The sequence below is a fragment of the Paenibacillus sp. MT124 genome, from assembly GCF_058792755.1.
Genome location: NZ_CM179500.1, coordinates 6247361 through 6270889, shown reverse-complemented (window position 1 = coordinate 6270889; position 23529 = coordinate 6247361). Strand labels below are relative to the sequence as shown.

Annotated in this window: 22 protein-coding genes; 9 read left to right on the top strand and 13 right to left on the bottom strand. The window is 48.4% G+C overall.

Going from position 1 to position 23529, the window contains the following annotated elements; genetic code table 11:
* Positions 1-155 precede the first annotated feature (155 nt).
* From AC3RCI_RS28340 to AC3RCI_RS28330, 3 genes are read right to left on the bottom strand one after another with little or no spacing between them, the layout of a single operon-like run.
* Positions 156-2501 (bottom strand): carbohydrate-binding domain-containing protein, encoded by a 2346-nt coding sequence (locus tag AC3RCI_RS28340; RefSeq protein ID WP_492527162.1) that lies wholly within the window; start codon positions 2499-2501, stop codon positions 156-158.
* A 34-nt stretch (positions 2502-2535) separates the two neighbouring features.
* Positions 2536-3228: a DUF4956 domain-containing protein gene (locus tag AC3RCI_RS28335; protein ID WP_492527161.1), complete on the bottom strand. Its 693-nt coding sequence runs from the start codon at positions 3226-3228 to the stop codon at positions 2536-2538.
* Positions 3221-4039, bottom strand: a complete 819-nt coding sequence (locus AC3RCI_RS28330; RefSeq protein ID WP_095290755.1) for a polyphosphate polymerase domain-containing protein — start codon at positions 4037-4039, stop codon at positions 3221-3223. Before AC3RCI_RS28330 ends, AC3RCI_RS28335 begins: the two co-directional genes overlap by 8 nt.
* A gap of 253 nt (positions 4040-4292) precedes the next feature.
* Here AC3RCI_RS28330 and AC3RCI_RS28325 point away from each other — a divergent pair, with 253 nt between their 5' ends.
* From AC3RCI_RS28325 to AC3RCI_RS28315, 3 genes are all read left to right on the top strand, one after another.
* Positions 4293-4970, top strand: coding sequence for a response regulator transcription factor (locus AC3RCI_RS28325; RefSeq protein WP_492527160.1), 678 nt, complete (start codon positions 4293-4295; stop codon positions 4968-4970).
* Positions 4970-6262, top strand: a complete 1293-nt coding sequence (locus AC3RCI_RS28320; RefSeq protein ID WP_492527159.1) for a sensor histidine kinase — start codon at positions 4970-4972, stop codon at positions 6260-6262. The genes AC3RCI_RS28325 and AC3RCI_RS28320 overlap by 1 nt, the downstream gene beginning before the upstream one ends.
* Before the next feature lie 81 nt (positions 6263-6343).
* The gene (locus AC3RCI_RS28315; protein WP_371859949.1) at positions 6344-6628 is read left to right on the top strand and encodes a hypothetical protein; all 285 of its coding nucleotides are present in this window, start codon (positions 6344-6346) and stop codon (positions 6626-6628) included.
* 160 nt (positions 6629-6788) lie between these two features.
* Here the strand turns inward: AC3RCI_RS28315 and AC3RCI_RS28310 are convergent, their stop codons facing one another.
* On the bottom strand, positions 6789-7553 hold the full coding sequence (locus tag AC3RCI_RS28310; protein WP_095360204.1) for an SDR family NAD(P)-dependent oxidoreductase: 765 nt from the start codon (positions 7551-7553) through the stop codon (positions 6789-6791).
* 196 nt (positions 7554-7749) lie between these two features.
* Here AC3RCI_RS28310 and AC3RCI_RS28305 point away from each other — a divergent pair, with 196 nt between their 5' ends.
* Positions 7750-8388 (top strand): TetR/AcrR family transcriptional regulator, encoded by a 639-nt coding sequence (locus AC3RCI_RS28305; RefSeq protein ID WP_154894535.1) that lies wholly within the window; start codon positions 7750-7752, stop codon positions 8386-8388.
* 17 nt (positions 8389-8405) lie between these two features.
* Here AC3RCI_RS28305 and cobA read toward each other — a convergent pair whose 3' ends face one another.
* The 4 genes from cobA to nirB are packed head-to-tail and all read right to left on the bottom strand — an operon-like array spanning position 8406 to position 12880.
* Positions 8406-9176: a uroporphyrinogen-III C-methyltransferase gene (gene cobA / locus AC3RCI_RS28300; protein WP_492527158.1), complete on the bottom strand. Its 771-nt coding sequence runs from the start codon at positions 9174-9176 to the stop codon at positions 8406-8408.
* Positions 9173-10054: a formate/nitrite transporter family protein gene (locus tag AC3RCI_RS28295; protein WP_336782441.1), complete on the bottom strand. Its 882-nt coding sequence runs from the start codon at positions 10052-10054 to the stop codon at positions 9173-9175. Before AC3RCI_RS28295 ends, cobA begins: the two co-directional genes overlap by 4 nt.
* Before the next feature lie 50 nt (positions 10055-10104).
* Positions 10105-10422, bottom strand: a complete 318-nt coding sequence (gene nirD / locus AC3RCI_RS28290) for a nitrite reductase small subunit NirD (RefSeq protein WP_095360200.1) — start codon at positions 10420-10422, stop codon at positions 10105-10107.
* 16 nt (positions 10423-10438) lie between these two features.
* Positions 10439-12880, bottom strand: coding sequence for a nitrite reductase large subunit NirB (nirB, locus tag AC3RCI_RS28285; RefSeq protein ID WP_492527157.1), 2442 nt, complete (start codon positions 12878-12880; stop codon positions 10439-10441).
* A 595-nt stretch (positions 12881-13475) separates the two neighbouring features.
* Here nirB and AC3RCI_RS28280 point away from each other — a divergent pair.
* Positions 13476-14069 carry an ANTAR domain-containing response regulator gene (locus tag AC3RCI_RS28280; RefSeq protein WP_336782438.1) on the top strand — a complete coding sequence of 198 codons (594 nt, stop codon included), beginning with the start codon at positions 13476-13478 and terminating at the stop codon, positions 14067-14069.
* 18 nt (positions 14070-14087) lie between these two features.
* The gene (locus tag AC3RCI_RS28275; RefSeq protein ID WP_154894539.1) at positions 14088-15164 is read left to right on the top strand and encodes an anthranilate phosphoribosyltransferase; all 1077 of its coding nucleotides are present in this window, start codon (positions 14088-14090) and stop codon (positions 15162-15164) included.
* An 8-nt stretch (positions 15165-15172) separates the two neighbouring features.
* On the opposite strand, the gene AC3RCI_RS28270 is transcribed toward AC3RCI_RS28275, so the two are convergent.
* Together AC3RCI_RS28270 and AC3RCI_RS28265 are read right to left on the bottom strand one after the other, a co-directional pair.
* Positions 15173-15721, bottom strand: coding sequence for an acyl-CoA thioesterase (locus AC3RCI_RS28270; protein ID WP_127537470.1), 549 nt, complete (start codon positions 15719-15721; stop codon positions 15173-15175).
* 176 nt (positions 15722-15897) lie between these two features.
* Positions 15898-16521 carry an acetate uptake transporter gene (locus tag AC3RCI_RS28265; protein ID WP_127537469.1) on the bottom strand — a complete coding sequence of 208 codons (624 nt, stop codon included), beginning with the start codon at positions 16519-16521 and terminating at the stop codon, positions 15898-15900.
* Between the two features lie 503 nt (positions 16522-17024).
* Here AC3RCI_RS28265 and AC3RCI_RS28260 point away from each other — a divergent pair.
* On the top strand, positions 17025-17201 hold the full coding sequence (locus AC3RCI_RS28260; RefSeq protein WP_127537468.1) for an aspartyl-phosphate phosphatase Spo0E family protein: 177 nt from the start codon (positions 17025-17027) through the stop codon (positions 17199-17201).
* Positions 17202-17338: 137 nt separating this feature from the next.
* On the opposite strand, the gene AC3RCI_RS28255 is transcribed toward AC3RCI_RS28260, so the two are convergent.
* The gene (locus tag AC3RCI_RS28255; protein ID WP_492527156.1) at positions 17339-18268 is read right to left on the bottom strand and encodes a response regulator; all 930 of its coding nucleotides are present in this window, start codon (positions 18266-18268) and stop codon (positions 17339-17341) included.
* A 435-nt stretch (positions 18269-18703) separates the two neighbouring features.
* On the opposite strand from AC3RCI_RS28255, the gene AC3RCI_RS28250 reads away from it, so the two are divergent.
* On the top strand, positions 18704-20140 hold the full coding sequence (locus tag AC3RCI_RS28250; RefSeq protein WP_492527155.1) for an alanine/glycine:cation symporter family protein: 1437 nt from the start codon (positions 18704-18706) through the stop codon (positions 20138-20140).
* A gap of 141 nt (positions 20141-20281) precedes the next feature.
* Here AC3RCI_RS28250 and AC3RCI_RS28245 read toward each other — a convergent pair whose 3' ends face one another.
* The gene (locus tag AC3RCI_RS28245; protein WP_336782431.1) at positions 20282-21124 is read right to left on the bottom strand and encodes a methyl-accepting chemotaxis protein; all 843 of its coding nucleotides are present in this window, start codon (positions 21122-21124) and stop codon (positions 20282-20284) included.
* Positions 21125-21411: 287 nt separating this feature from the next.
* Here AC3RCI_RS28245 and AC3RCI_RS28240 point away from each other — a divergent pair, with 287 nt between their 5' ends.
* Positions 21412-22104 (top strand): Crp/Fnr family transcriptional regulator, encoded by a 693-nt coding sequence (locus tag AC3RCI_RS28240; protein WP_492527154.1) that lies wholly within the window; start codon positions 21412-21414, stop codon positions 22102-22104.
* Positions 22105-22217: 113 nt separating this feature from the next.
* On the opposite strand, the gene pepT is transcribed toward AC3RCI_RS28240, so the two are convergent.
* Entirely contained in the window at positions 22218-23456 is a 1239-nt protein-coding gene (gene pepT / locus AC3RCI_RS28235) for a peptidase T (RefSeq protein WP_492530041.1), read from the bottom strand.
* Positions 23457-23529: the final 73 nt, after the last annotated feature.

The following is a 23529-nucleotide window of genomic DNA, read 5'->3' as shown; positions in this document are numbered from 1 at the left end:
CGATGGTTATACCTTTCCCCAAGGGAAAGCAGTGTGATCCAGTCACTATAAGGATAACGAAAGAAGGCGCCGAACCCACTTCTAAAGTGAATTTGGCGCCTTCTATTGTTATGCTGAACAGGCGTTTTATTAAATACCGCTCAGTGTATCCTTGTTTATTTTGCGGAGTCTGTTGTGCTTGTACTTGTTCCGTCTGTAGTCGTGCCATCTGTTGTTGTTCCGGACCCTGTTCTGTTTCGTCCGCCTCCGAATCCACCTTGACCGCGTCCTCCACCTGGACCACCCATACCTGTATTGGCAGTCGTCACACCGGATTCATTCACCCAAGTGACGTTGCTAGTGGATTGGAAAGCAACCACTTTGGTGCCGCCACTGTACGTACCGTCTGTGTACAGGCCATCTGTGGCTGTACCAGTCGATGTTCCGCCGGAGTAGATCTCATAAGAGCCGTCTTCTTTCAGGTCTGGAGAGCTGATGACAACGGATTGATAATCTTTTGCTGGAGCAAAGGTCAGGATGTTGTTGCCATCACTGTCTTGTACGTGAACCAGGGTTCCTGCTTTTTGCGTTTCAGGGAATGTCATGACGATTGTGTTCTGAGTGGAGGAATCCGATGTACCTTGTGCCATGCCGGAACTGCCGGCTGCGATCAGGTAACCACCACTCAATTCAAATGTGCCATCATAGTCGAGCGGGCCATTGCCATCATTGGTTGGACCGTTCACAATCACGGTTCCACCGGTCATGTAGATGGAACCATTGGAGTCAAGTCCATCGCCACCTGCATTGACGGTAAGGGATCCACCGTTAATGTGAAGCTCACTGTTTCCAGCAGATTCGCCCGGCATACCGCCTGGAGCGCCACCTTGTGGGCGAGTATTGGTATTTGCGTCCGTGCTTTGATCTGCTTGATCCGTATCTGTAGTTGTTGATGTTGTTCCAGTCGTCTCGGTTACAGAGATGTTGGAAGCAGTCGTTGCATCAGTTGTTTGAGTATTATCTTCTTCTGTGGAAGCCGCAGCATCCGCAGCATCCGCAGTTGCTGCAGTAATGTCACCCGAAGCATTTACACCATCATCTGAAGATGTTACGTCCACGTCTCCATCGTTCAAGGTGATTGTTGCGCCTTCAAGCCCTTCGTAGCTCTTCGCAATGTTGATTGTTCCACCGTTAATGGTGAGCGCCAAGTCAGCATGAATGGCGTCATCGCCGGATTCAATGGTAATCTTACCATCGTTGATCGTTACATTGCTGTTGCTGTGCAGGGAATCATCCATGGAATCAATGGTGTACGTACCGCCGTTAACGGTAAGATCTGCCCCGGCTTTAAGTGCTTTGGCACTTGTCGATTCTGTTTCGGTTGTCGTTGTTGCCGCAGCATCTGCATCCGAAGCAGTAGTCGATGCCTTATCAGCGGAAGTTGCCGGTGCTGTCCCTGCTGCATTCGTACCATCCGTTGCCGGCATATCAGCAGGCGGTTCACCATCTGGTGGAGTACCCATGTCGGTTGGAGGTGTTCCACCACCCCAGCCACCGCCACCGCCGCCGAATGGTTCCTCTTCTGCTTTGGCTGGTGCATTGGCGCTGCCGCCGCCAGTTACGATGTTAAATGTGCCGCCGTCGGTAACGAGTGCAGTCTCGGCCTGGATGCCGTCGTTTCCGCTTTGAATATCGAATGTACCGCCAGCAATGGCTACGAATCCTTTTTCCGCATCGGTATCGTTGGTCGATTTCATACCGTCACCTTCAGCATCCACCGTAATGGTCCCTTCTTGGACAGCAAGCATATCCTTACCTTTGATGCCGTCATCTGCTGCTTTGACGTTAATGGTGCCACTTACAATGATGAGATCATCTTTACTTGTGATCCCTTCGTTGTAGTTACCTGTTACGTTGAGTTTACCTGTGCCGTTAAACGTCAGATCTGCTTTACTGAAGATGGCTGCATCGGGCTCATCCGTTGCATCATCAGCGTATACATAGGTCTTACCATCCGAAACGGCATTTTCCGTTCCTTCCTGCAGGGTAATTACAGCTTTGCCAGCTTCCTTAATATAGATGGCCGCACTGTCGTTATCGTGAATGGTTGCCCCATTCAGCACGAGGTGAACGGTTCCTTTATCGGTTACATTAACTACAATCTGCCCGTCTGTCAGTTCCCCGCTAAGCACATACGTACCTGCCTCGGAGATGGTTACCGAGCCGTTCGCCGCTTTGGCTCCGGAGCCGGTAACGGTTGCTGTCTTCCCGCTCAGTTTAATGGTTGTAGAGTCGGTTTCACTCCAGCTTACATTGGTATCGTCCGCATCCAGGGAGACTAGATCCGCATATTTGACGGAGGTCTGCTCACTAACGGAAACCGTTTTGGTGGTGCCTGTTGTTGACGTTGCGGCGTTGGCGGTTGAGCTTGTCGCTGCTGGAGCACTGCATGCTGCAAGCATTGTGGTAATCATCGCTACGGACCATAACTTGCTGCCTGTAATCCATTTTTTATTCATCATGTATCGTTCCTTTCGATTTATAAAATGTCTCGAATTAATACTCTGGCGTAGGTGCCATGTTGAGGGAGATATCCAGATTCCCGTTACGTGTGCGAACGGCATCAAGGAATTCCTTCTGATTGACGTGTTGGCCAAGGTGAACCAGGTAGACCAGTTCGTACAAGCTGCCAAGTTCGGTTGTTCTCACTTTGTTCAACTGATACTCAACATTGAATTTTTTGAATACTTCATCAAAGGCTTCTTCATAGCTCAGGTTTTCAGGAATGGTGACTTTAAGCAATTTTTGTTGACTCTTCTTGGCTCCGAATTTGAAATGGCTCAGAACAAACATCAGTACAAACATCAGTACACACAAGATGATGGTGAACAACACCGCGTATCCAAATGCGCCGACGCCGCAGGCAAGACCGGAAGCCATGGTGAACAGGACGTAGGAGATATCTTTGGGATCACCAGGCGCGCTTCGGAAACGGATGATTGAGAAGGCACCGGCCAAGCTGAAGGCGCGGGCTACGTTGCTGCCGATTAGCAGGATGATGATCGCAACGATAACAGGCAGGACAACCATGGTTAATGTGAAACTTTGTGAGTATGTGTTTGCATTGGTTTTCATGTATGTGAGACTGATAATTGCACCCATAAGGATGGCTAGGCCAATCGTGATCACAGCGCTGCTGAATGTCAGCGTTGTGTCGGTTAGAGCAGAACTGAAAATGGAATCAAGCATATACTACACTCTCTCTTTCTATGATCGTTTGGTTTGGTTTCATGGCAGGATCGAAGTCGGTCCCTGGAACAAGGATTCGTTCGCCCTGGTAGTTCAGGTTCGTCGTTCTGACAAGGCGTTTGAATTCGTTGCCGTATTTGGAGAAGCCTACACGGTACAAGCCGTGTTCAGACAATAGCTGGGACAGCCAGAACGGAACAGTTTTCTCCGCCTTGACCTCCATCAGCCAGCGACCGTCCTCCACCAGTGGTTCACCGTAGTCTCCCTGCTCCAGCTTCAGATCGTATCTGCGGCTGCGGATATTGGTGTCAAAGGTGATGCGTAGATCGCGGCTGTTCTTATCGAACAATGCTTTGCGTTCATAGGCTAGATACACTTTCGGTTCCAGGTTGTATAAGCGAAGGAAGTATTCGATCTCATCGACAACCTGCTTGTTCATGTAGTCTGCCAGCTCAGGCGCCTGTCCCGTACGAACGAATTCATAAGCCTCATCCAGCATCAGAGCCGTTCTTCTTTTGTTCACCAGGCCAAACACTTTCTTTTTGATCTCCAGATACACCTTGGCATTTTCTTCAGGTACCCCGTAAGCCCGCAATCTCAGCTTCTCCTTATATTTGGGCTTGGAGAGGCTTGCGCGGATCAGGGAATCCTGGGGGGTATCGAAGTACAGGTTGCTGATGGAGTAGAACTCATGTTTCTTGTTGTACGCATCCAGTTCCATATACTTCAGCAGATCACGGTAGAAACGTTCATATTGCTCATCGGTCAGAAGATACTTGCTCTCATATCGGTTGAATACTTCAATCGCCATTTAAGATTCATTCCTTTCATCCATGGATTGTATGTTTTGTTTCATCGTGTATCGCTTCCATGTCTGTATCTTAGAGCGTCAACCTTGAATGAATCTTAAATGATTTTACCTTCCGTTGATCTTTTTTTACCTTCCTATAATACTTCTCGTAAATTCAATGAATTAAGATTGATTCAAGGTTCCGCAGGTAGAATGATTGATATAATAAAAGAAAGTCGCGACGAACAATTCAAGGCAGAGGAATGAATAGATCATGAGAATATTAATTGCGGAAGATGAGGTTCATCTGGCAGAGGCCGTATCCCAGATATTGAAGAAAAACAATTACTCCGTGGACATGGTCCACGATGGCAGATCAGGACTCGATTATGCGTTAAGCGGTATATACGATCTGCTGCTGCTCGACATCATGATGCCGGAGATGGATGGGATCAGCGTGCTGAGGAAGCTGCGCAGTGAGGGAAACCACACGCCTGTGATCCTGCTGACTGCCAAGGGAGAGCTATCGGACAAAGTAACCGGACTCGATTATGGGGCGGATGACTATATTGCGAAGCCGTTTGCGACAGAGGAACTGCTGGCCCGGATTCGGGCAGCCCTTAGAAGAAAAGGCGAGGTTGTACCTGAGGAAGGGTTGAAGTTTGGCGATATTAAATTGAACACAACGCAGCTGAAGCTGGCCGTGCAGGGCAAGGAGATGAAGCTTAATCTGAAAGAGAACGAGCTGCTGGAGCTGCTAATCACACGCAAACAGGCCATCACATCCAAGGAGCAGATCATCGAGAAGCTGTGGGGGTTCGATTCTGAAGTGGAGTATAACAATGTGGAGGTATATATCTCATTTTTGCGCAAGAAGCTGACCTTCCTGAACTCCAAGGTCCGTATTAATACCATCCGGGGTGTAGGTTATGTACTTGAGGTGACGGCCTAATGTTTAAGAGACTTCGAAACCGGTTTTTGGTCGTCAATCTGGTATCGATCTCCATCATGATGCTGGTTGCCTTTGCGACGATCTATATCATTACGTACCAGAATGTGCAGCGGGAAACCAACATGGAGCTCTTCAAGGTATCCGATTTCTATCACAACCCATATAATTCGTCCAAGATGCCGAGTGGGGATGATGCAATCGCGGGTAATCCGCCAACGGACATGCAGCAGAACGGACCAGGCGGAGATCCCAATTCGCCGCCAGGGCGTTCGGTCTCGTTCATGGTTAAGACGGATAATGAGTGGAATATTACGGATTCACAATCCAGATTCAGCATGGAGGAACCATTTTACGCAGAGGCACTGGAGAAGGTGGACAAGGCTGATCTTTCAGAGCGTAAGACCGGGCAATTTGCGCTAAATGGAACGAACTGGGCGTATGTCATTGATCCGAGCAGCGATGGACATATGATTGTGTTCATTGATGTAACAGCCCAGCAGGGCATTCTTACGAATCTCATCTATACCTTCACCTTCGTAGGCCTGTTCATGTTAATCGTCATTTATTTCCTGAGCCGTTACTTTGCCAATCGTTCCATTGCTCCGGTCAAGGAAGCGTTCGATAAACAGAAACAGTTCATCGCGGACGCCTCCCATGAGCTGAAGACACCTCTGGCCATCATTAATACCAACACCGACGTGCTGCTTGCCAATCGGGAAGATACTATTGATAACCAGTCCAAATGGCTGCATTATATCAAGTCGGAGACGGAGCGCATGTCCCGGTTAACAAGTGATCTGTTATATCTGACCGAGATCGACGATTCACGTTCCAAGATGATTCACTCCAAGTTTGATATGAGTGATGCGGTAGAGACCATTATTTTGACGATGGAAGCTGTTATTTTTGAGAAAAATATATCGCTCGACTACAGCATTGAGCCGGAGCTCATGGTCCATGGCAACAGTGAACAGATCAAGCAGGTCATTCTGATTCTGCTGGATAATGCTGTGAAGTATTCCAAAGCCAAAGGCGCGGTTAATGTTTCACTGAAGAAGCAAAATCATGAGGTAGTACTAGCCGTCTCTAATACAGGGGAAGGTATTGCGCCGGAGCATTTGGATCGTATCTTCGATCGGTTCTATCGTACGGATGCATCCAGAGCACGCAAGCATGGTGGACACGGTCTCGGTCTAGCGATTGCCAAATCCATCGTGGACCAGCACAAAGGTCAGATCTATGCTCGTAGTGTAGTAGGAGAGGGAGCGACGTTCTATGTTCGTCTAACTTAGATCTGAATAAGGCATGTCTGTTATGGGTTAACCTATGCTACAATGGCAACAGTATGTATGAACCAAGGAGCTGAACTGAACGTGACGGAAGCGAATTCGATTAATGAGCAGGAAATGATGCAATATATCGCAGACAAAACCAAAGCGAGCCAGGCGAATATTTCGCTTGTGCTGAAGCATGAGCAAGCCTACATCAACAAAGCGCATGAAAATGCCAAAGGCGAAGTGGACATCGACGGAGATGATCTGGCCGACTATATCCTGAGCCGCAAAGATGTGAAGCTCGATGAATTGACGGTAGAAGGCATTCTGGATGCCGAAATGGACTATCTCATGGAAAAAGGCCACGCTGGATACGTGGATTAAGATCTGAATTATTGTAGGTACTATCCACATCGTAAACAAGGTACCCAAAAAAGACCCCAACCTCCACGTAACGGTGGAGGTTGAGGTCTTCTTTTATATTACTGTGAAGGGGTCTTTAATGGATAACCCGATCTTTATGGTAAAACATTCGTACAGCTTATTATTGACCCATCATGCCGCCATCTACAGTGTAGAGGGATGCTGTTACATAAGATGCTTCTTCAGACAAGAGGAAGTTCATTACGGCTGCCACTTCTTCTGGTTCGCCATAACGTCCCATTGGAATGCTGGCTACAGTAGCATCTTGATAGTTTTCCACGTCACCGGAGTTTGCTTCGATTTGACGCATCATGCGAGTGTTAATCGTTCCTGGCAATACCGCGTTTACTCGGATATTGTAAGGTGCAAGTTCATTTGCTGCAGTACGTGTGAGACCTACTACGGCATGTTTGGACATAATATATGGGGATACGGCTGGAGCACCCATCAGACCTGCAAGGGAAGATGTGTTCAGAATCGCACCGGATTTTTGTTTTTTCATTACTGGAATGACATTTTGCAGACCAAGGAATACGCCACGAACGTTAACGTTATATACCGTATCCAGTGCTTCAACGCTGAGGTCTTCGATCAGACCGGTAGGACCTTCGATACCCGCGTTATTGGCGAAGTAGTCGATTCTGCCAAAAGCATCGAGTGCTTTTTGAACATAGTTTTTCACGTCTGCTTCTTGGGATACATTTGCTTTTACCGCAATCACATGCTCTTTGTCGAGGTTCAGTTCAGTGATTGTTTTTTGAATGGCTTCTTCGTTCAGATCCACCAGAACCAGATTGATTTTACGTTCAGCCAGTCTGCGTGCCAATTCTTTACCAATGCCTCCGGCAGCTCCTGTAATAACTGCTGTATGTGTATAAGTACTCATGATATATTCGCTCCTTATTTATTATTGGCAGGTTTTTCTTTAAAAAAAGTTTCAACCTGTCGTCTATCTTTCCTGTCTCAATGTTAAGATATACATAACGGTGTGACAATAATCATTGACAGCGTATATGTCTGGTATCGGACACAGATGTAAGCGGTGTTCATTTAGGTTACAATAATGGACAAAGGAGGCGAAAATGTTGATTATCGAACACCCCCAGGACCGGAGAGCACGAAGAACACAGGATGCGATTATCGCTGCGACGGTTTCATTAATATTGGAAAAGGGAGCCGACGCCGTCACCATTCGTGACATTACAGAGCGTGCAGATTACAATCGGGGCACTTTTTATTTGCATTTTCCTGGCAAGCCGGAACTGCTTGATTTCATTTTGGAGGATTTCATGCAGGGAGTGGGTCAAGCCTATGCCAAGCCGTATGCTGAATTAAAGGAAGTGGATATGACCGGATTGCTTCCTTCGACTATGCCGGTATTTGAATATATCGAAGCTCATCAGGATGTCTTCCGTGCCTTGATCACCATGCATGGTGATATGGCCCTAAGGCTCTGCAATATGTTCCGGACATACTTGACCGAGGATTTCGTGCTGGTAACTGAAGATAGTGAGTACACGATCAATTACGATATTATGCTGAGCTACCTGATATCTGCGACGGTGGGTGTCATCATGCACTGGGCAGAGATAGGATTCAAATATTCTGCGCATTATATGGGGGAGCAGTTGACGGCATTAATAAACATCAAACCGACCCGTCTGCTGATAGAACCAGGACAGAAGGGTCGGACCATTCACGAACGTATGCTGTTGGATTGAGAAAAGGGAAACGGCAGCTATCCCGTCATAGAGGTGTCTGCTGCTTGCTGGAGCTGAATCAGTTGTTCGCGTACGAGAACGGCTTCGCCAATGATGATTAGCGCGGGATTATTAACCTTTTCCGAAAGGGAAATAGCGTGAAGCTGGCCGAGTGTGCCGGTAATGATTCGTTCGTTCGCGGTGGTTCCGCGTTCAATCAAGGCTGCTGGTGTACTGCTGCTTTTGCCGGATTGCAGCAATTCACGTTGAATGAGGGGTAATTGGCTGATACCCATGTAGATTACCAGTGTGTCAACACTATGGGCGAGCAGATCCCAGCGAACGGAAGATACACGGCCATCACTGCCTGTACCCGTGACACAAGCGAAGGTTGAAGCCACTCCCCGATGGGTTAACGGAATCAGGGTTGAGGCGGATGTGCCCACAGCGGAAGTGATGCCAGGAATGACCTCAAAAGGAATTCCGGCTTCAGCCAGCACGAGCGCTTCTTCGCCGCCGCGCCCGAAGATGAACGGGTCACCGCCTTTGAGCCGAACCACCTGTTTGCCTTCCGCAGCGTGAGCAACCAGTAACCGACCAATCATCTCCTGACTCATGGAATGCAGCCCAGGGGCCTTCCCACAATAGATTCGGAGTGCTGCTTCAGGAGCTTCGGCAAGCAAGTCATCATTCACCAGTCGGTCATACAGCAGTACATCTGCCGTTTGAATGCGTCTCAGAGCTTTCACCGTAATGAGCTCTGGATCTCCAGGTCCAGCGCCTACGATACTTACCAGGCCCCGGCTCATGATCGTGTCCCCAGTTTGGACGCAGACTCGGCATTGGCCAATCCTGAACGACCGCCATGGATGGTTGCGAGTTTGGATGCCATCGGGATGGGGCTTCCCCAGCGGTGTGCAGCGTACAGCCCTAACCCGGTAAATAGGGCACCACCAATGAAATTACCAATCAGCACCGGAATCTGATTCCACAGCCACCAGTCGGCAAGACTGACATCAGCACCCAGCATCATGCCTGCCGGGATGACAAACATATTTACAACAGCGTGTTCGAATCCTTGAGCAAAAAATATCGTAATCGGCAGCCACATGGCCACGATTTTACCGAGTGTGGAGGTGGACGTCATCGCCATGACTGCACCTAGTGTTACCATCCAGTTACATAAAATAGCTTTAATGATGACCAAAACCATACCTGCGCCGCCCAGATGCTGATATCCGAGCGTCTTGGCTTCGCTGGTCTGAATCAGCGTTTGAACGAGGGGACTGCTCATATCGGTTCCCATCTTCGTCAGCGTGAGTTCATATAACAGAGCGTAGAACAGGCATCCCAGTATATGGCCGGCAATTACCCAGAAGTAATTACGCAGCATATCCATCAGTGTGACTCTGCGTTTCATCACCGCGAGTGGTATCATGGCGAAGCTGCCTGTCACCAGCTCAAGTCCGAGCAGAATAATGATCACGAACCCTGCAGGGAAAATCAGTGCACCTGCCAAACCAACGGAAGTTTGAGATACAGCGGTATATGCCAGCGTTGTTGCAAAAGCGAGAATCGCCCCGGCCAGAAAACCACGGATTAACATCTGCACCCGGTTCATTCTGGCTTTAGTCTCACCTGCGTCCACCATCGATTGCAGTACTTCTGCCGGTTTAACAAAATCCATCGTTCACACCTCCCTGATTCATGATGTCAGACATATGAAATGGTTAAAGACTAACCTGCAATGGTAATGTAGATCTCACCGCTGTGATCATCGACCTCGGTTTTATATGTGTTCAGACATCCATCATCCGGCTCATGTACCTTGCCACTGCGAAGGTCGATTTTCCAGTCATGCAGCGGGCAGTGGACAGCCGTTCCGCATACCATGCCTTCTGACAGCCTGCCGCCCTTGTGAGGGCAGCGATTCTCTACGGCGTGCAGCGTTCCATCACTCAATTTGAAGACGGCAATCTCGGTATCCAAGACCGTAAACGTCCGAGCTCCCTTTTCGTCAATATCCGCCAGATGTCCAATTCGCAATCGATTCATCGCTGATCCTCCTCTTTTAGTGTGCTGCCGGCTGGGTGCCAGCGAGTGGGGTGAAGTTTTTACGCAATTTTTCGTCTTCAATAATTTCCTTCCAAGGGTCAACAGTGCGGCCCAGTGTCAGTTCAAGCCGTTCGACCAGAGCCAGGCGCTCTTCACGGTCCTCGAGTGCCTTCTTCACATGGTCCAGACCGACACGTTCAATCCAGGCTGCCGTTCTCTCATTCCAGCGTGCGTTTTCTCTATAATATTGAAGGTAAGCATAAGTCCACTCTTCGACTTCAGCATCGGTTTTCACGGTGCACAGTAATTCTGCTGCGCGGACCTTGACCCCGCCGTTGCCGCCAACGTGCAGTTCCCATGCACCGTCAATCGCGACAACCCCCAGATCCTTAATGGTGGCTTCCGCACAGTTCCGCGGGCATCCAGAGACTGCAAGCTTCACTTTGGCTGGAGCAACCATTTTGTCGAGTTTCTTCTCCAGACGAATGCCCATCTCAATGGAATCCTGAGTTCCGAAGCGACAGAAGGTGTTGCCGACACATGTTTTCACCGTGCGGAGTGCCTTGCCATAACCGAATCCGGAAGGCATATCGAGCTCTTCCCAGATCTTCGGCAAGTTTTCCTTTTGTACACCGAGCAGGTCAAGGCGCTGTCCACCTGTGAACTTCACCATCGGCACATCATATTTCTCGGCTACGGTTGCGATCTTGATCAGTTCTGCTGGGGAAGTGACGCCACCATAAATCCGGGGGATGACCGAATAGGTTCCGTCTTTTTGAATATTGGCGTGGTAGCGTTCGTTCGTGAATTTGGATACCCGCTCATCCTCATACTCAGCCGGCCAGATCATGCCAAGGTAATAGTTAAGGGATGGACGACATTTGGAGCAGCCTTCCGGTTCATTCCAGCCAAGCACATTCATGACTTCCTTGACGGTTTTCAGCCCCATCTCTTTGATCTGGGCAACAATCTCATCGCGGTCGTAGGAGGTACAGCCGCAGATGCCCTCTTTCACCTGTTCCAAGGCAGCATCCCCTGCATAATGGACGAGCAGCGATTCAACAATGGGCTTACATCCCCCACAGGAAGCAGAAGCTTTGGTACAGGACTTGATGGCACCAAGCGTATTGCATCCCTTATTGAGTACTGCGTCCCCGATGGCAGATTTGGTAACACCATTGCAACCGCAGACGATCTCATCGTCTGGCATAGCTGCCATCCGCTCGGCTACCGACGGTCCGGACCCTGAACTGCCGGCGGATACCCCAAGTAAAATTTCCTTTTCACGTCCACTGATATTCTCACCACTTTTAATGAGGGAGAAGAGGGAGGCACCGTCTGAGGTATCTCCGAACAGTACAGCTCCGATAAGCTGTCCGTCCTTCATAACCATTTTTTTGTAAACCCCGTCTACGTCATCCTGTATACGAATGCTGCGAGTATCAGCCGCATCCTTGAATTGGCCTGCAGAGAATACATCCACACCGGATACCTTCAGCTTGGTGGACGTCACAGACCCTTCATACCCTTCGGTTGCTGCACCGGCCAGGCGTTTGGCCAGAACCATGCCCTGTTCATACAGCGGGGCTACCAATCCATATGCGATGCCGCGGTGCTCTGCACATTCACCGACTGCCGAAATGCCAGGAATACTGGTGTTCATGTAATCATCTACGATGACGCCGCGGTTCACGTTTAGGCCTGCCTGACGGGCCAGTTCAACCTGAGGGCGAATGCCGACAGCCATAACAACCAGATCGGTCTCGAGCACCGTCTGATCTGTGAAGCGCAATGATTTCACGCGATGTTTGCCCGTAATTTCTTCCGTATGTTTTTTCAAAAGAAACTTCATGCCCTGCTCCTCAAGCTCCCGTTGAAGCATTAAGCCTGCAGGCAGATCAAGATTTCGATCCATCAGATGTCCATTAATATGAATAACGGTGACATCCATTCCCAGATTGAGCAGCCCGCGTGCAGCCTCCAGCCCAAGCAGTCCACCACCAATTACAGCCGCTTTGCGATACTTTTGCGAGGCTGCCATCATCGTCTCACAGTCCTTGATATCACGGAAACCGATGACACCTTCCTTGTCTGCTCCGGGTAAGGGCAGAATGAATGCCTGTGATCCGGTTGCCAGAATCAGCTCGTCATATGAAGCGCGGACACCAGCCTGGGACACCACTTCCTTGCGCTCGGCATCGATCCGAATTACGGGATCTCCTGGGTACACCCGAATGCCGTTATCCTCGTACCAGCTCCATTCATTGATTACGATATCTTCAATGCTCGTGCCGCCTGCAAGTACAGAGGAGAGCATGATGCGATTGTAGTTGGGGTGCGGCTCAGCACCAAAAACCGTAATTTCATAAGCATGCGGAGCGAGTTTAAGAATATGTTCAATTGTACGAATACCTGCCATACCATTGCCGACCAGCACCAGTTTTTTCGTTGTACTCATTGTGATTAGCCCCCTTGGTTCCATTCTGCGAACTGCCTCGCTTTTCGTTCCGGAAAAATAGAAAAAGCCTGTCATGCCTCGGAGGACTGCGCATAAGCATACGCATGCCATGGATCCGAGATTGCAAAACAGGCTTCATTGCCGTTTCAACCAGCTACGCCGTTGTAACTGTGATCGTTTAAATATGGAGTTGTTATGGCCTAACTATAAAAGATCCTTCCTTTCATGTCAATATAGTTAACACAAAAAAGTATTTGAAATTTGAAGTTAATTATGTTTACATGTGTGTAATGGAAACAAGAACTGAACGAGGAACGAACAGCCTGTATCGCAAGGTGCAAGCTAACAGCCGCAGCGGTTACAGGGAAGAAGAGGCATACAACCCTCGGCAATAACAAGAGACGGAGTTAGAATAGAACCCTTTTTATAATTACGGAAATTAGCCCAAAAGGTTACCGACCTGCCTAATCAGTTTCAAACATGTATATTTTCAACTTAAGATATTGTTAGGTTATATAACATATTATCTTGATGAACCATTTTAGGTGTTTAAGCTAACCATTCTGCCTATGCATTAGGGAGGGATTGATCCATCATGCGATCATTATTGGTCATCCGTGTAGAACCAACGATAGCGGCCTCATCCGATGCAATCCCTCTAACTCCTGAGAGATTGCTGGGGGCGAACGGGTACCATGTGCAGGTGACAGACAATGAGACGGAGGCTCTGAGGCTGGCAGCTGAAGCAGAGGCATCCATCCTGCATCTGTCGCTGGCCGATGTGGAATATTGGGTACGCTGCCTGGGAAAGGGGAAGGTGAACACCCCATTGATATGGTGGTGCGCACCGGATACAGCCTCTTCCTCGGTGGAATCCTGCGAGGTAGAGACTTCAATGGATGGAATACTGACCCCATCCATGATTGGGCCTGAGATACACTGGACGCTGCACTTTGCCGCCAAGCGTTATATGGAACGCAAGCAGTGGGAGCAGGAACGGAAACAGCTGCAGTCCCGGCTGGAGGATCGAAAGTGGATAGATATGGCGAAGGCTATCTTATGTGATCTGAAGCAAATTTCCGAGTCGGAAGCTTATGACCTGTTACGCAAGAGAGCCATGGATGAACGTAAACGGATGGTGGATGTCGCCACGGCAATCGTAAAGGCGCATCAACTGCTCCAGTCGTAATTGAAAGGAGGATGCATCATGGATATGTCTGAGATTCTCAGGGAGGTTGGACGTGGAAAACGTGGTTCGCGTGATCTGAATTATGCCGAAGCGCTGGCTGTTGCCGAGCATATTCTGAGACAGGAGGTATCACCTGCTCAGACGGCCGCTTTTCTTATGGCGGAGCGGATGAAAATGGAGAATGTCGAGGAGCTGGAGGCCTTTGTCCACGCATGCCGGAACAGCGCAGATCGCCTGTCCGTATTCCAGGATGGACTGGACTGTGCAGGTCCGTATGATGGACGTACCAAATCGTTCATGGCTACCTTTCCGGTTGCCTTTGTACTGGCAGCAGCCGGGCTTCCGGTGACATTGCACGGAAGCGAACCTCTGCCGCCCAAGTGGGGGGTAACCCTGTCCATGCTGCTCAGGGAAGCAGGTATTGATACAAGGAAAATGAATCGGGAAGAAGCCAGAGTGGCGGCACAAAGAACGGATGTTATGTACGTATCTTCCGAAGACTGGTGCGCTCCGCTTCGGCAGCTAAGACCGCTTCGAGAAGAACTTGGCTTTCGTACCGTGTTTAACACAGCGGAGAAGCTAATTGATTTTAACCATTCACCGTATCTTGTTTTTGGCGTATTTCATAATACATTTCTGGATCGGATCGCGAAGCTGCTAACCCGCTTTGGATACCGCCGTGCTTACGTGGTGCAGGGAATGGAGGGTTCGGAAGACCTCTATATTGATCGGCCTACACGTGTGTATGCTGTGGAAAACGGAGATACAAGACTGGAGCTGGTGGACCCTGCCGCTTATGAGCTGGATATTCCTGTACCCGAGATGGCATGGACAGCTGCGAAACAGCTTGAAGTGGCACAATCGGTGCTCAGCGGAGAGGGGCATATCGCTTTTGTGAATCAGGTGTTGTTGAATGGTGGCTTCCGTCTGTATGCGACAGGCCGCGTCAATTCGATTGAAGAGGGTATTTATACCTGCCAAAGTCTACTGGATAGCGGAGCAGCTTACCGGAAGTATCAGCAATGGACTGTCTCCATGGGTGGGGAACTACCGGATAGCAGAGCAGTGTCCACGTATCCGGCTACCTCCAGCTGATGTTCTAACTACTCCCAAGGATAGGTAACGGTAAGGAAGTCGGCAAATTTCTTGCTCTCTTCCCGCCGCTGCTTCCGCATGGCCGCCCGATCCGGAGCGGTCTCATATAGTTTCTTCTCTTCTTCCGTTTCCGGAATAAGTCGGGGGACAATGAGTTTTCGATTATTTTCATCCAACGCCACAAAGGTCAGAAATGCTGTTGCCGCAATCTTTTTCTCTCCTGTCTTCAAGTCCTCACGGATTACCTTCACAAATATCTCCATAGAGCTGCGTCCCGTCCAGGTAGCAAAGGATTCCAGTGTAACGGAATCAGTTGGGTTAATGGGATACAGAAAGTCGACGGAGTCGGTTGAAGCCGTTACTGTATTGACCCGGCATAGTTTGGAAGCGGCAATGGATGCAATATCATCAATATAGGACATCAACTTGCCGCCGAATAAAGTGTTATGGTTGTTCACATCGGTCGGAAATACTCGTGCAGTCTTGAAACAGCGCGTCTCGCGCACATATTTTTTCTCCGCCTGTTCGAACTCCGTAGCTTTAGGTATCTCTCTCATGTTTCTTCCTCCTGACCCTCTGGCTGCTGCGTCTCTGAAGCATGTGCCGGGTCTATCGTCTATTCATGTTATTCCTAGTATAGGTGCCCACCAAGTTCATATTCCAATGATTGCATGATTGTCAAAAAAACCGCCAGGCGCGGACCGGCGCGCGGGCGGTTTGGTGCTGCTGTATACTAAGCCTTGGCTTTGAAAATGCCGGACGGTTTGCCGATGGGCAAAAACGTATAGCCAAAGTGAGCGTTCAGTACAGAAGCTCCTGTGCCGTAGAGCGACACGATACCGATACCCATTTCAGCATATGCTGCAATGGTATGGAACACGTGAGGAGCTACGCCGAAAGCATCGAACGTCAGGCCAAGGAACAGGAAGTCAATTAGAATGAAAATGATGAGCAGTACTTTATTGGCTTCCACAGCGCCCAGTGTCATGAACAGGGTGAATACGAGGTATCCGGCAAAAGCAAATCCGAGCTGCTTACCGTCAGCCTGTTCTGCCAGGGTGGAGCCAAACACGCCCATTTTGATCAGCCAGTTGGCACCCATCGCAAACCAGAAAAATGCGTATGCGCCAAAAGCAGTCGTGCCAAATGTATTATTGCGTTTGGAATCTTGGATACAGGCGAACAACTGTGCAAATGCACCCAGGAAGATCGCCCATGGGATCGCATAGCTGAGCCCGTCTGTAATGCCAAGTTTCTGGGAGGAAGCGACCAGGGTCACAATAGCCAGCCCAAATAATCCCATTGCGCTGGGATCGGCGTTTATGATTTTAACTTGAGTCCGTGAATCGGTTTGCATGGTGTTGATGAGCCTCCAATGATATCAAATCAGGATGTAAACAAGTATACAATCCTCTAGTAACTTTCGTATCCGCCGGGTCCGGACACACACATCGCCCTATTGTACCTGAATGGCCCGGTTATGGAAAGGAATTTGTTCACCGCACGAATCCGATATCCTGAACGTTCAAACACGCCTCTATAGCATGCAGGCTGGCCTCTTTTGCTCAGTTTGCCTGCCAAAGGGGTGTTTTTGTTGTTCATTTTCCAAAATACACAATAAAGACACATTCATACAAGAAGTAGGATAGGGGGAGAAAATATGGATGCAAAACATTCATCTCACTGTAAAAATGGCTTGGCAGCGCCACTTTTGCGGCATCCGGGCAAACATAGTCATTCATGACTTTCAAAAACTGGGGAAGGATACAAAACATCCATGCCGACTATGCCATATGTTAATCCAACTATAGATTGACAGTAAAAACTAAAATATAACACAGAAATAAGGAGGTCAAAGGCATGGTTATGAGTTTGGATTTAAAAAATCAAATCGAAAAAGCCAGACATAACCTTCATATGTTGGTAGAACATCACGAGGGTGGGCTTGGGCATCCAGATGTCATCAGACAATCCATGGCATTAGATGAATTGATTAATGAATATAATCGAATGAATCGAAACCAGACAAGAGCTTGAGGGATTCATATAATAGTAGGACAACCATAGATGAGTACATACGACGTGCGGGCATGAACATAACCGGAAAGACAGCTTTTTTCTCGAAGCTGCTTTGATTCCTGTTAATTCATGCCCGCATGTATTTTGGCAGCTGATCAGTGCAAAAGCCGCTTGGCTTCCATATACAGTACCTGAACAAATTTTTTGGTATTTATTCGAGTCTGGGACAAGGAAGGCTCCACATTGTTCTGCAGCTCCAGCATTTTCTTGCGAATTTCCGTAAAATCGAAGAATTTAGATGCATAGTTCTCGAATTTGGGATGTGTATAGTCGGTTAATCCCAGAGACACCACATGACTTAAGGTCTGAAATATCGCCCGGCGAACACGCTGCTCTGAGGCCTTGACCTCTTTGGTTATCTCGGTGGCCGAGGCCTCCGTTCCCAGTTTGCGTATCGCGATATTCTGAAAAATATCCTTGAGCGACGGGAATGTATAAGGCGAGATGGTGTGATCTTCAGCTTCAATCTGTTCCAGATATTCGAGCATGTCCAGCAGATCCTTGCTGCCTGCTTCACCAATCATGCCCATTTCCGAGAGAAGGAAATGTCCTGCGGTGGCAATTGTTTGGTTAGGGGCAGGCGCGGTTTGGCGTCCGGCAGATTGAATGCCGGTCAATCCCTGCAATGTCCGCTGAATATCCTGAATGGACTGCTGCATCCGCAGACGTTCTTCGACCAGACGGAGAACGGATAGAATCTCCAGCCGATTAATCGGCTTCGTAATGTAGTATTCGATGCCTAGCGAGTAGGCTTCACCAATCATGTTTTTCGATTCAATCTGGGAGATCATCACGATCTTGCCCTCGAATCTTCCTTCCAGTGCGCGTACGGTCTGAATTCCGTCCCGATGGGGCATGAGCAGATCAATCAGCAGTACGTCTACCTTCTGTAATTCCAGCAGCTCGGCATGAATGTGAGCCCCGTCCTCTGCCTCTCCGGCAATCTCACCCAATCCCTCATCTTCAATAATATCCATCAGCATGGAACGAACGCCAGGATCATCATCCACGATAAAATAACGCATATTTTCGGTATCCTCCTCTCCTCAGCGGATGTAATTGGGCCATGTATGTTGCAGACAGATGAACTGCCCTGAGTCGTGGTTCAATTTAATTCCTATCATACTTCGTCGTTTCCTTTCTGCATAGAACCAGCCATACAGCAATAAGCCAATATGTCAGATAACGTAACAGAGTTTCGCTAAAAACGGCCTTTTTATAAAAAAAATCCAATGTTTGTTGTAGGAAAGTGTCGTTTTTCGTAGATAGGACTGTAGTATAAGTAACATCTGAATGAGCTGACTATGAATTGTGTGGAATGGTACAAATGCCAAACGGAACGAAAGATCATCATTCAGAAGTATGCCATGAGATTCTATATGCAATAGTATGGGAACTTTACGCTCAGACATGCAAATGGAATGGTGTTTAACAATAGTTGAATAAAAGGAGTATTGCCAATGGAGCAAACGATACAAGATATTGTCGTTGTTTTCAACGATTTTTTATGGTCCAAGCTGTTGATCCTATTGCTGGTAGTATGCGGGATTTACTTCACGACCAAGACCCGTTTCATGCAGTTCCGCATGATCGGAGACATGGTCAAGGTGCTGGCTGAGCCCAAGAGTAAGGAAGCGGATAAAATCTCGCCTTTTCAGGCGTTCTGTATTAGCATGGCTGCCCGTGTAGGTACCGGTAATATTACGGGGATTGCACTGGCTATTGCCCTTGGGGGACCGGGTGCTGTGTTCTGGATGTGGATCATTGCAATTATCGGTTCAGCCTCCAGTTTCGTAGAGAGTACACTCGCACAGATCTATAAAGTGAAGGATAACGGGGGCTTCCGCGGAGGACCGGCTTATTATATGGAACGTGGGCTAGGCAAACGGTGGATGGGGGTATTGTTTGCCATTCTCATTACGCTATCGTTCGGCCTTGTCTTTAACGCTGTGCAGTCCAACACGATCACTGTGGCATTCCAGAATTCGTTCGGCCTTGATCGGTTGACGGTAGGTATTGTCATGGCGGTGATCTTTGCCGGAATCATTATGGGCGGTGTGAAGCGGATTGCCAAGGCTTCCGAATACATTGTGGTGGTCCTTGCTGTGCTGTATATCGGGGTTGCTGCATTTGTTGTGCTGGCGAATATCACCCAGCTTCCAGCCATGATCATGCTAATCGTAAAAAATGCCTTCGGGATTGAGCAGGTCGCCGGCGGTACATTGGGTGCTGCGCTGATGAACGGCGTCAAGCGTGGATTGTTCTCCAACGAGGCGGGAATGGGTAGTGCACCTAATGCCGCAGCTACGGCGGATACGACACATCCGGTCAAGCAGGGACTTATTCAGGCTTTTGGCGTCCTGACCGATACACTTGTCATCTGTACAAGTACGGCCATGATTATATTGCTGTCCGGAGTTTACGAAGGCTCCAATCTGGGGGGCATCGAATTGACCCAGGCGGCATTAAGTGTGCATATCGGATCTTGGGCATCAGGCTTTTTGGCTGTTATGGTATTCCTGTTTGCCTTCAGTACACTCATCGGGAATTATTATTACGGGGAGACCAATATTGAGTTTATCAAGTCCAATAAAATGTGGCTGTGGGTGTATCGGATTGGCGTTATCGCCATGGTGCTGTTTGGTACAATAGCCAAAGTCCAGCTGGTCTGGGATCTGGCGGATCTCTTTATGGGGCTGATGGTCGTCGTCAATCTGATTGCCATCCTCATGTTGTCCAAGGTCACGTTTGAAGCGCTGAAGGATTACAAAAGACAGAAGGCTGAGGGGCGTGACCCTGTCTTTACCCGTGACCTTATTCGTATTCCGGGTGAGGTGGAGTGCTGGGAGTCTGAAGCGGGCGTAACAGGAACCCAAGAGATGAAGATTGCAAAATAGGTTTAGCGAAGCTCGGGTGATAAGAGCCCGGTAATATAAAAAAACAAAAAACAGGACACCGACGATGCCAATAGGGCTCACGGGGTCCTGTTTCATTATTCGATATATTTTCAGTACATATTGATCGCTCAGGATACCATTTTACTTTGTATGAACAGAGTAACTGATCAGTTGATCCGCCAGCATCTTCATGCGGTCGCCTGTTTCATTCAGTTTCTCAATGACATCGGTGAAGGAGGATACAAGGGTAGCTTGTTCCTGGGAAGAGGCAGCAATCTGTGAAACTTCCACTTCCATCTGTTTAATGACCTGTTGGACGTCTTTCAGACTTGCATCAATATCGGTTGTGGCCTGTTTGGCGTCCACGGAGAGCTTGCGCACTTCAGAAGCAACCACACCAAAGCCTGCACCAGCCTCACCTACACGTGCTGCTTCAATAGCAGCATTCAGTCCGAGCAGGTTGGTTTGTTCGGAGACTTCCCGGATGAATCCGGCAACCTTATTGATTTGAGCGGAGTTTTGGACTGCAAGGCGTGTGTTCTCCAGAATTTGTTCACTGGTCGCCTGCAATTCCTCGGCATGAGCTGCCACATGCTGAACCATCTCCACCAGGTTGCTATTAATGGATTGATTTTCTTGTATAATGGCTTCTAGCTGATTCTGATTGGATTGATCGTAAGATATGCAGAAAATGGCGACAACTTCATTATTGTCATCAAAGATAGGAATGTTCAAAATATCCAGCTCAATCCCGTAGACTTCTGCGGGCAGTTTGGTGAGCGAAGGTTCGCGCCCGTTGGTCAGAGCTGTAAAGTTTTTATAATCATCCAGCAGTGGCTCTCCTTTTTGAAAACCGAGATTGAATCTCTCATTGGCAACGGCGTACAATACTTTCTCATGATCATACACAGTCAAACCGGCTGGTTCTCGAAGAATCAGGCTAATATAAGGCATAACTTTCAGAAGTGCATCTACAACATTCATGGGGTCGAACCATCCTTTCATTATTCCTAATTTGCGATTAAATTCAAAAAACGTACCTAATGCTTTAATTATCATCGGATAAGATTGCGCTATCATTAACTCCATTTTGAAATAAAATGATGACGAATTACGGACGAAATTTGAGGATTTTTCCATGTAAAATGATTTATTGGATATAAGTGCTAGTTGTAACTATTTTTATATCAGGATATTGGAGCCGTCTAATGACGAAATTGGGACATATGTCCATTTCTATACGTTAAATACTTGGGTGGGGGTTACCGGGAATGAGAGAAATCATGGATTTTGGACGAATGCGTCAGCTGGCACGGGAACACGGCTTGGATCAGGTGCTGGATGAGCCTGCACTTGGAGAATTAAGACTTCTGGAAGCGTCCAAAGGTGAGATTATATGTGCGAAGGGAGAACGGCCGGAACGGTTCTATTTTCTTGTTGAAGGCAAACTGAAGATTTATACGACACTGCCAAACGGCAAGTCACTGCTGCTCCGTTTCAGCACGCCGCCAGCCCTCGTAGGCGATCTGGAGCTGGTCAATGGAAAGGAAGCGAAGAATACGGTTGAATCTGTCAACAAAAGTCTGCTGCTGGGCGTTAGCTACCGTTACCTTCAAAACACGTATGCAGATAATCCGAGATTCCTTCATTTCATGCTTAGTCATGTGACCCATAAACTGTATACGTTCTCCAATTTATCAAGCCTGAATCTGCTGTACCCGGTGGAAAGCAGGTTTGCCAGCTATCTGTTGTCAACGATGGAACAGGGCGAGCAGGTGACGGAAGAGATCCAAACGTCCAAGCTGACTGAGCTGGCAGATATGCTGGGGACGAGCTACCGACATCTGAACCGGGTAATTCATGACCTCTGTAATCGGCAGATTATCCGTAAGGAACAGCGCAAGATTGTCATCTGCCATCTGGAGGAACTGCGCGAGATTGCCGGAGGGAACATGTATGAATGAGATCGGTCCCATGGACGTGAAAGTCTCAAATGTAGCGCAAAGAGCACCCTATGCTTCAAGCAATGGGTGCTCTTTGCTATCTAAACAGTGTAATCCATGGACGGTGCCGATGATTAAATGTCGCCGCGTTCTTCAAATAATTGAGCGATCCCCACGATAACCTGAGTGGCTTTCACCATGTTATCAACCGAAACATATTCGAATTTGCCGTGGTAGTTTTCGCCGCCTGTGAAGATGTTTGGTGTAGGCATGCCCATATACGAGAGCTGGGAACCGTCAGTTCCTCCGCGGATGGGGCGAATAACGGGCTCAATGTCCAGACGAGTCATGGCTTCATGCGCAATATCAACAATTTGGCGCACAGGTTCGATCCTCTCACGCATATTGTAATATTGATCATTCAGCTGAACGGTGATGCTCTTCTCGCCATACTTGCCTTGGAGTTCTTCCGCAACCTTCAATACATAGGCTTTGCGCTCTTCGAACTTCGCCCGGTCAAAATCACGAATGATATAGCTGAGCTGCGTTTGCTCAACATCGCCTTCAATGGATATAAGATGGTAGAATCCTTCATACCCCTCCGTGAATTCGGGAGCTTCTTCCGCAGGCAGACGGCGGTTGAATTCCATGGCGATTTTGGCCGAATTGACCATTTTGTTTTTTGCGGTTCCAGGGTGAACATTCGTACCTTTGACTGTAATTTTGGCTGCAGCCGCATTGAAGCTCTCATATTCAAGCTCTCCCAGTGGTCCGCCATCTACCGTGTAGGCATACTTGGCTCCAAAAGCAGGCACGTCAAACTTATGCGGTCCGCGTCCAATCTCTTCGTCGGGAGTGAAGGCAACCCTGATCTTTCCGTGTTTGATCTCCGGGTGATCGATCAGATAGGCCATTGCCGTCATGATTTCGGCAATACCTGCCTTGTTGTCGGCACCCAGCAAGGTTGTCCCATCTGTTGTCATGAGGGTGTGACCCTTGTATTCACGCAGTTCGGGGAAGTCAGTGGTAGACAGTACCACATCCAGCTCCTGGTTCAATACGATATCCTGACCATCATACTGGTCAATGACCTGTGGCTTAACATTTTTGCCAGTGAAGTCTGTCGCTGTATCCAAGTGAGCCAGGAAGCCGATTACGGGAACCTCCTTATCCGTGTTGGATGGCAGAGTAGCCATGACATAGCCGTTCTCATCCATCGTTACGTCCTGTAAACCAATGGCTTTGCATTCGCCTACAAGGTATTCTCCCAAAGCGAGTTGGCCCGGTGTGGAGGGGCAGGTTTCACTGTTTTCATCCGATTGAGTATCCATTTGAGCATAAGTTGTCAGTCGCTCGATTAAAATATCTTTCACCATCATCGCTCCTTCGGCTTGGGTTGGTTTCATATGGGGTATATTATCTCCTGTGTATGAAGGTATCATATCA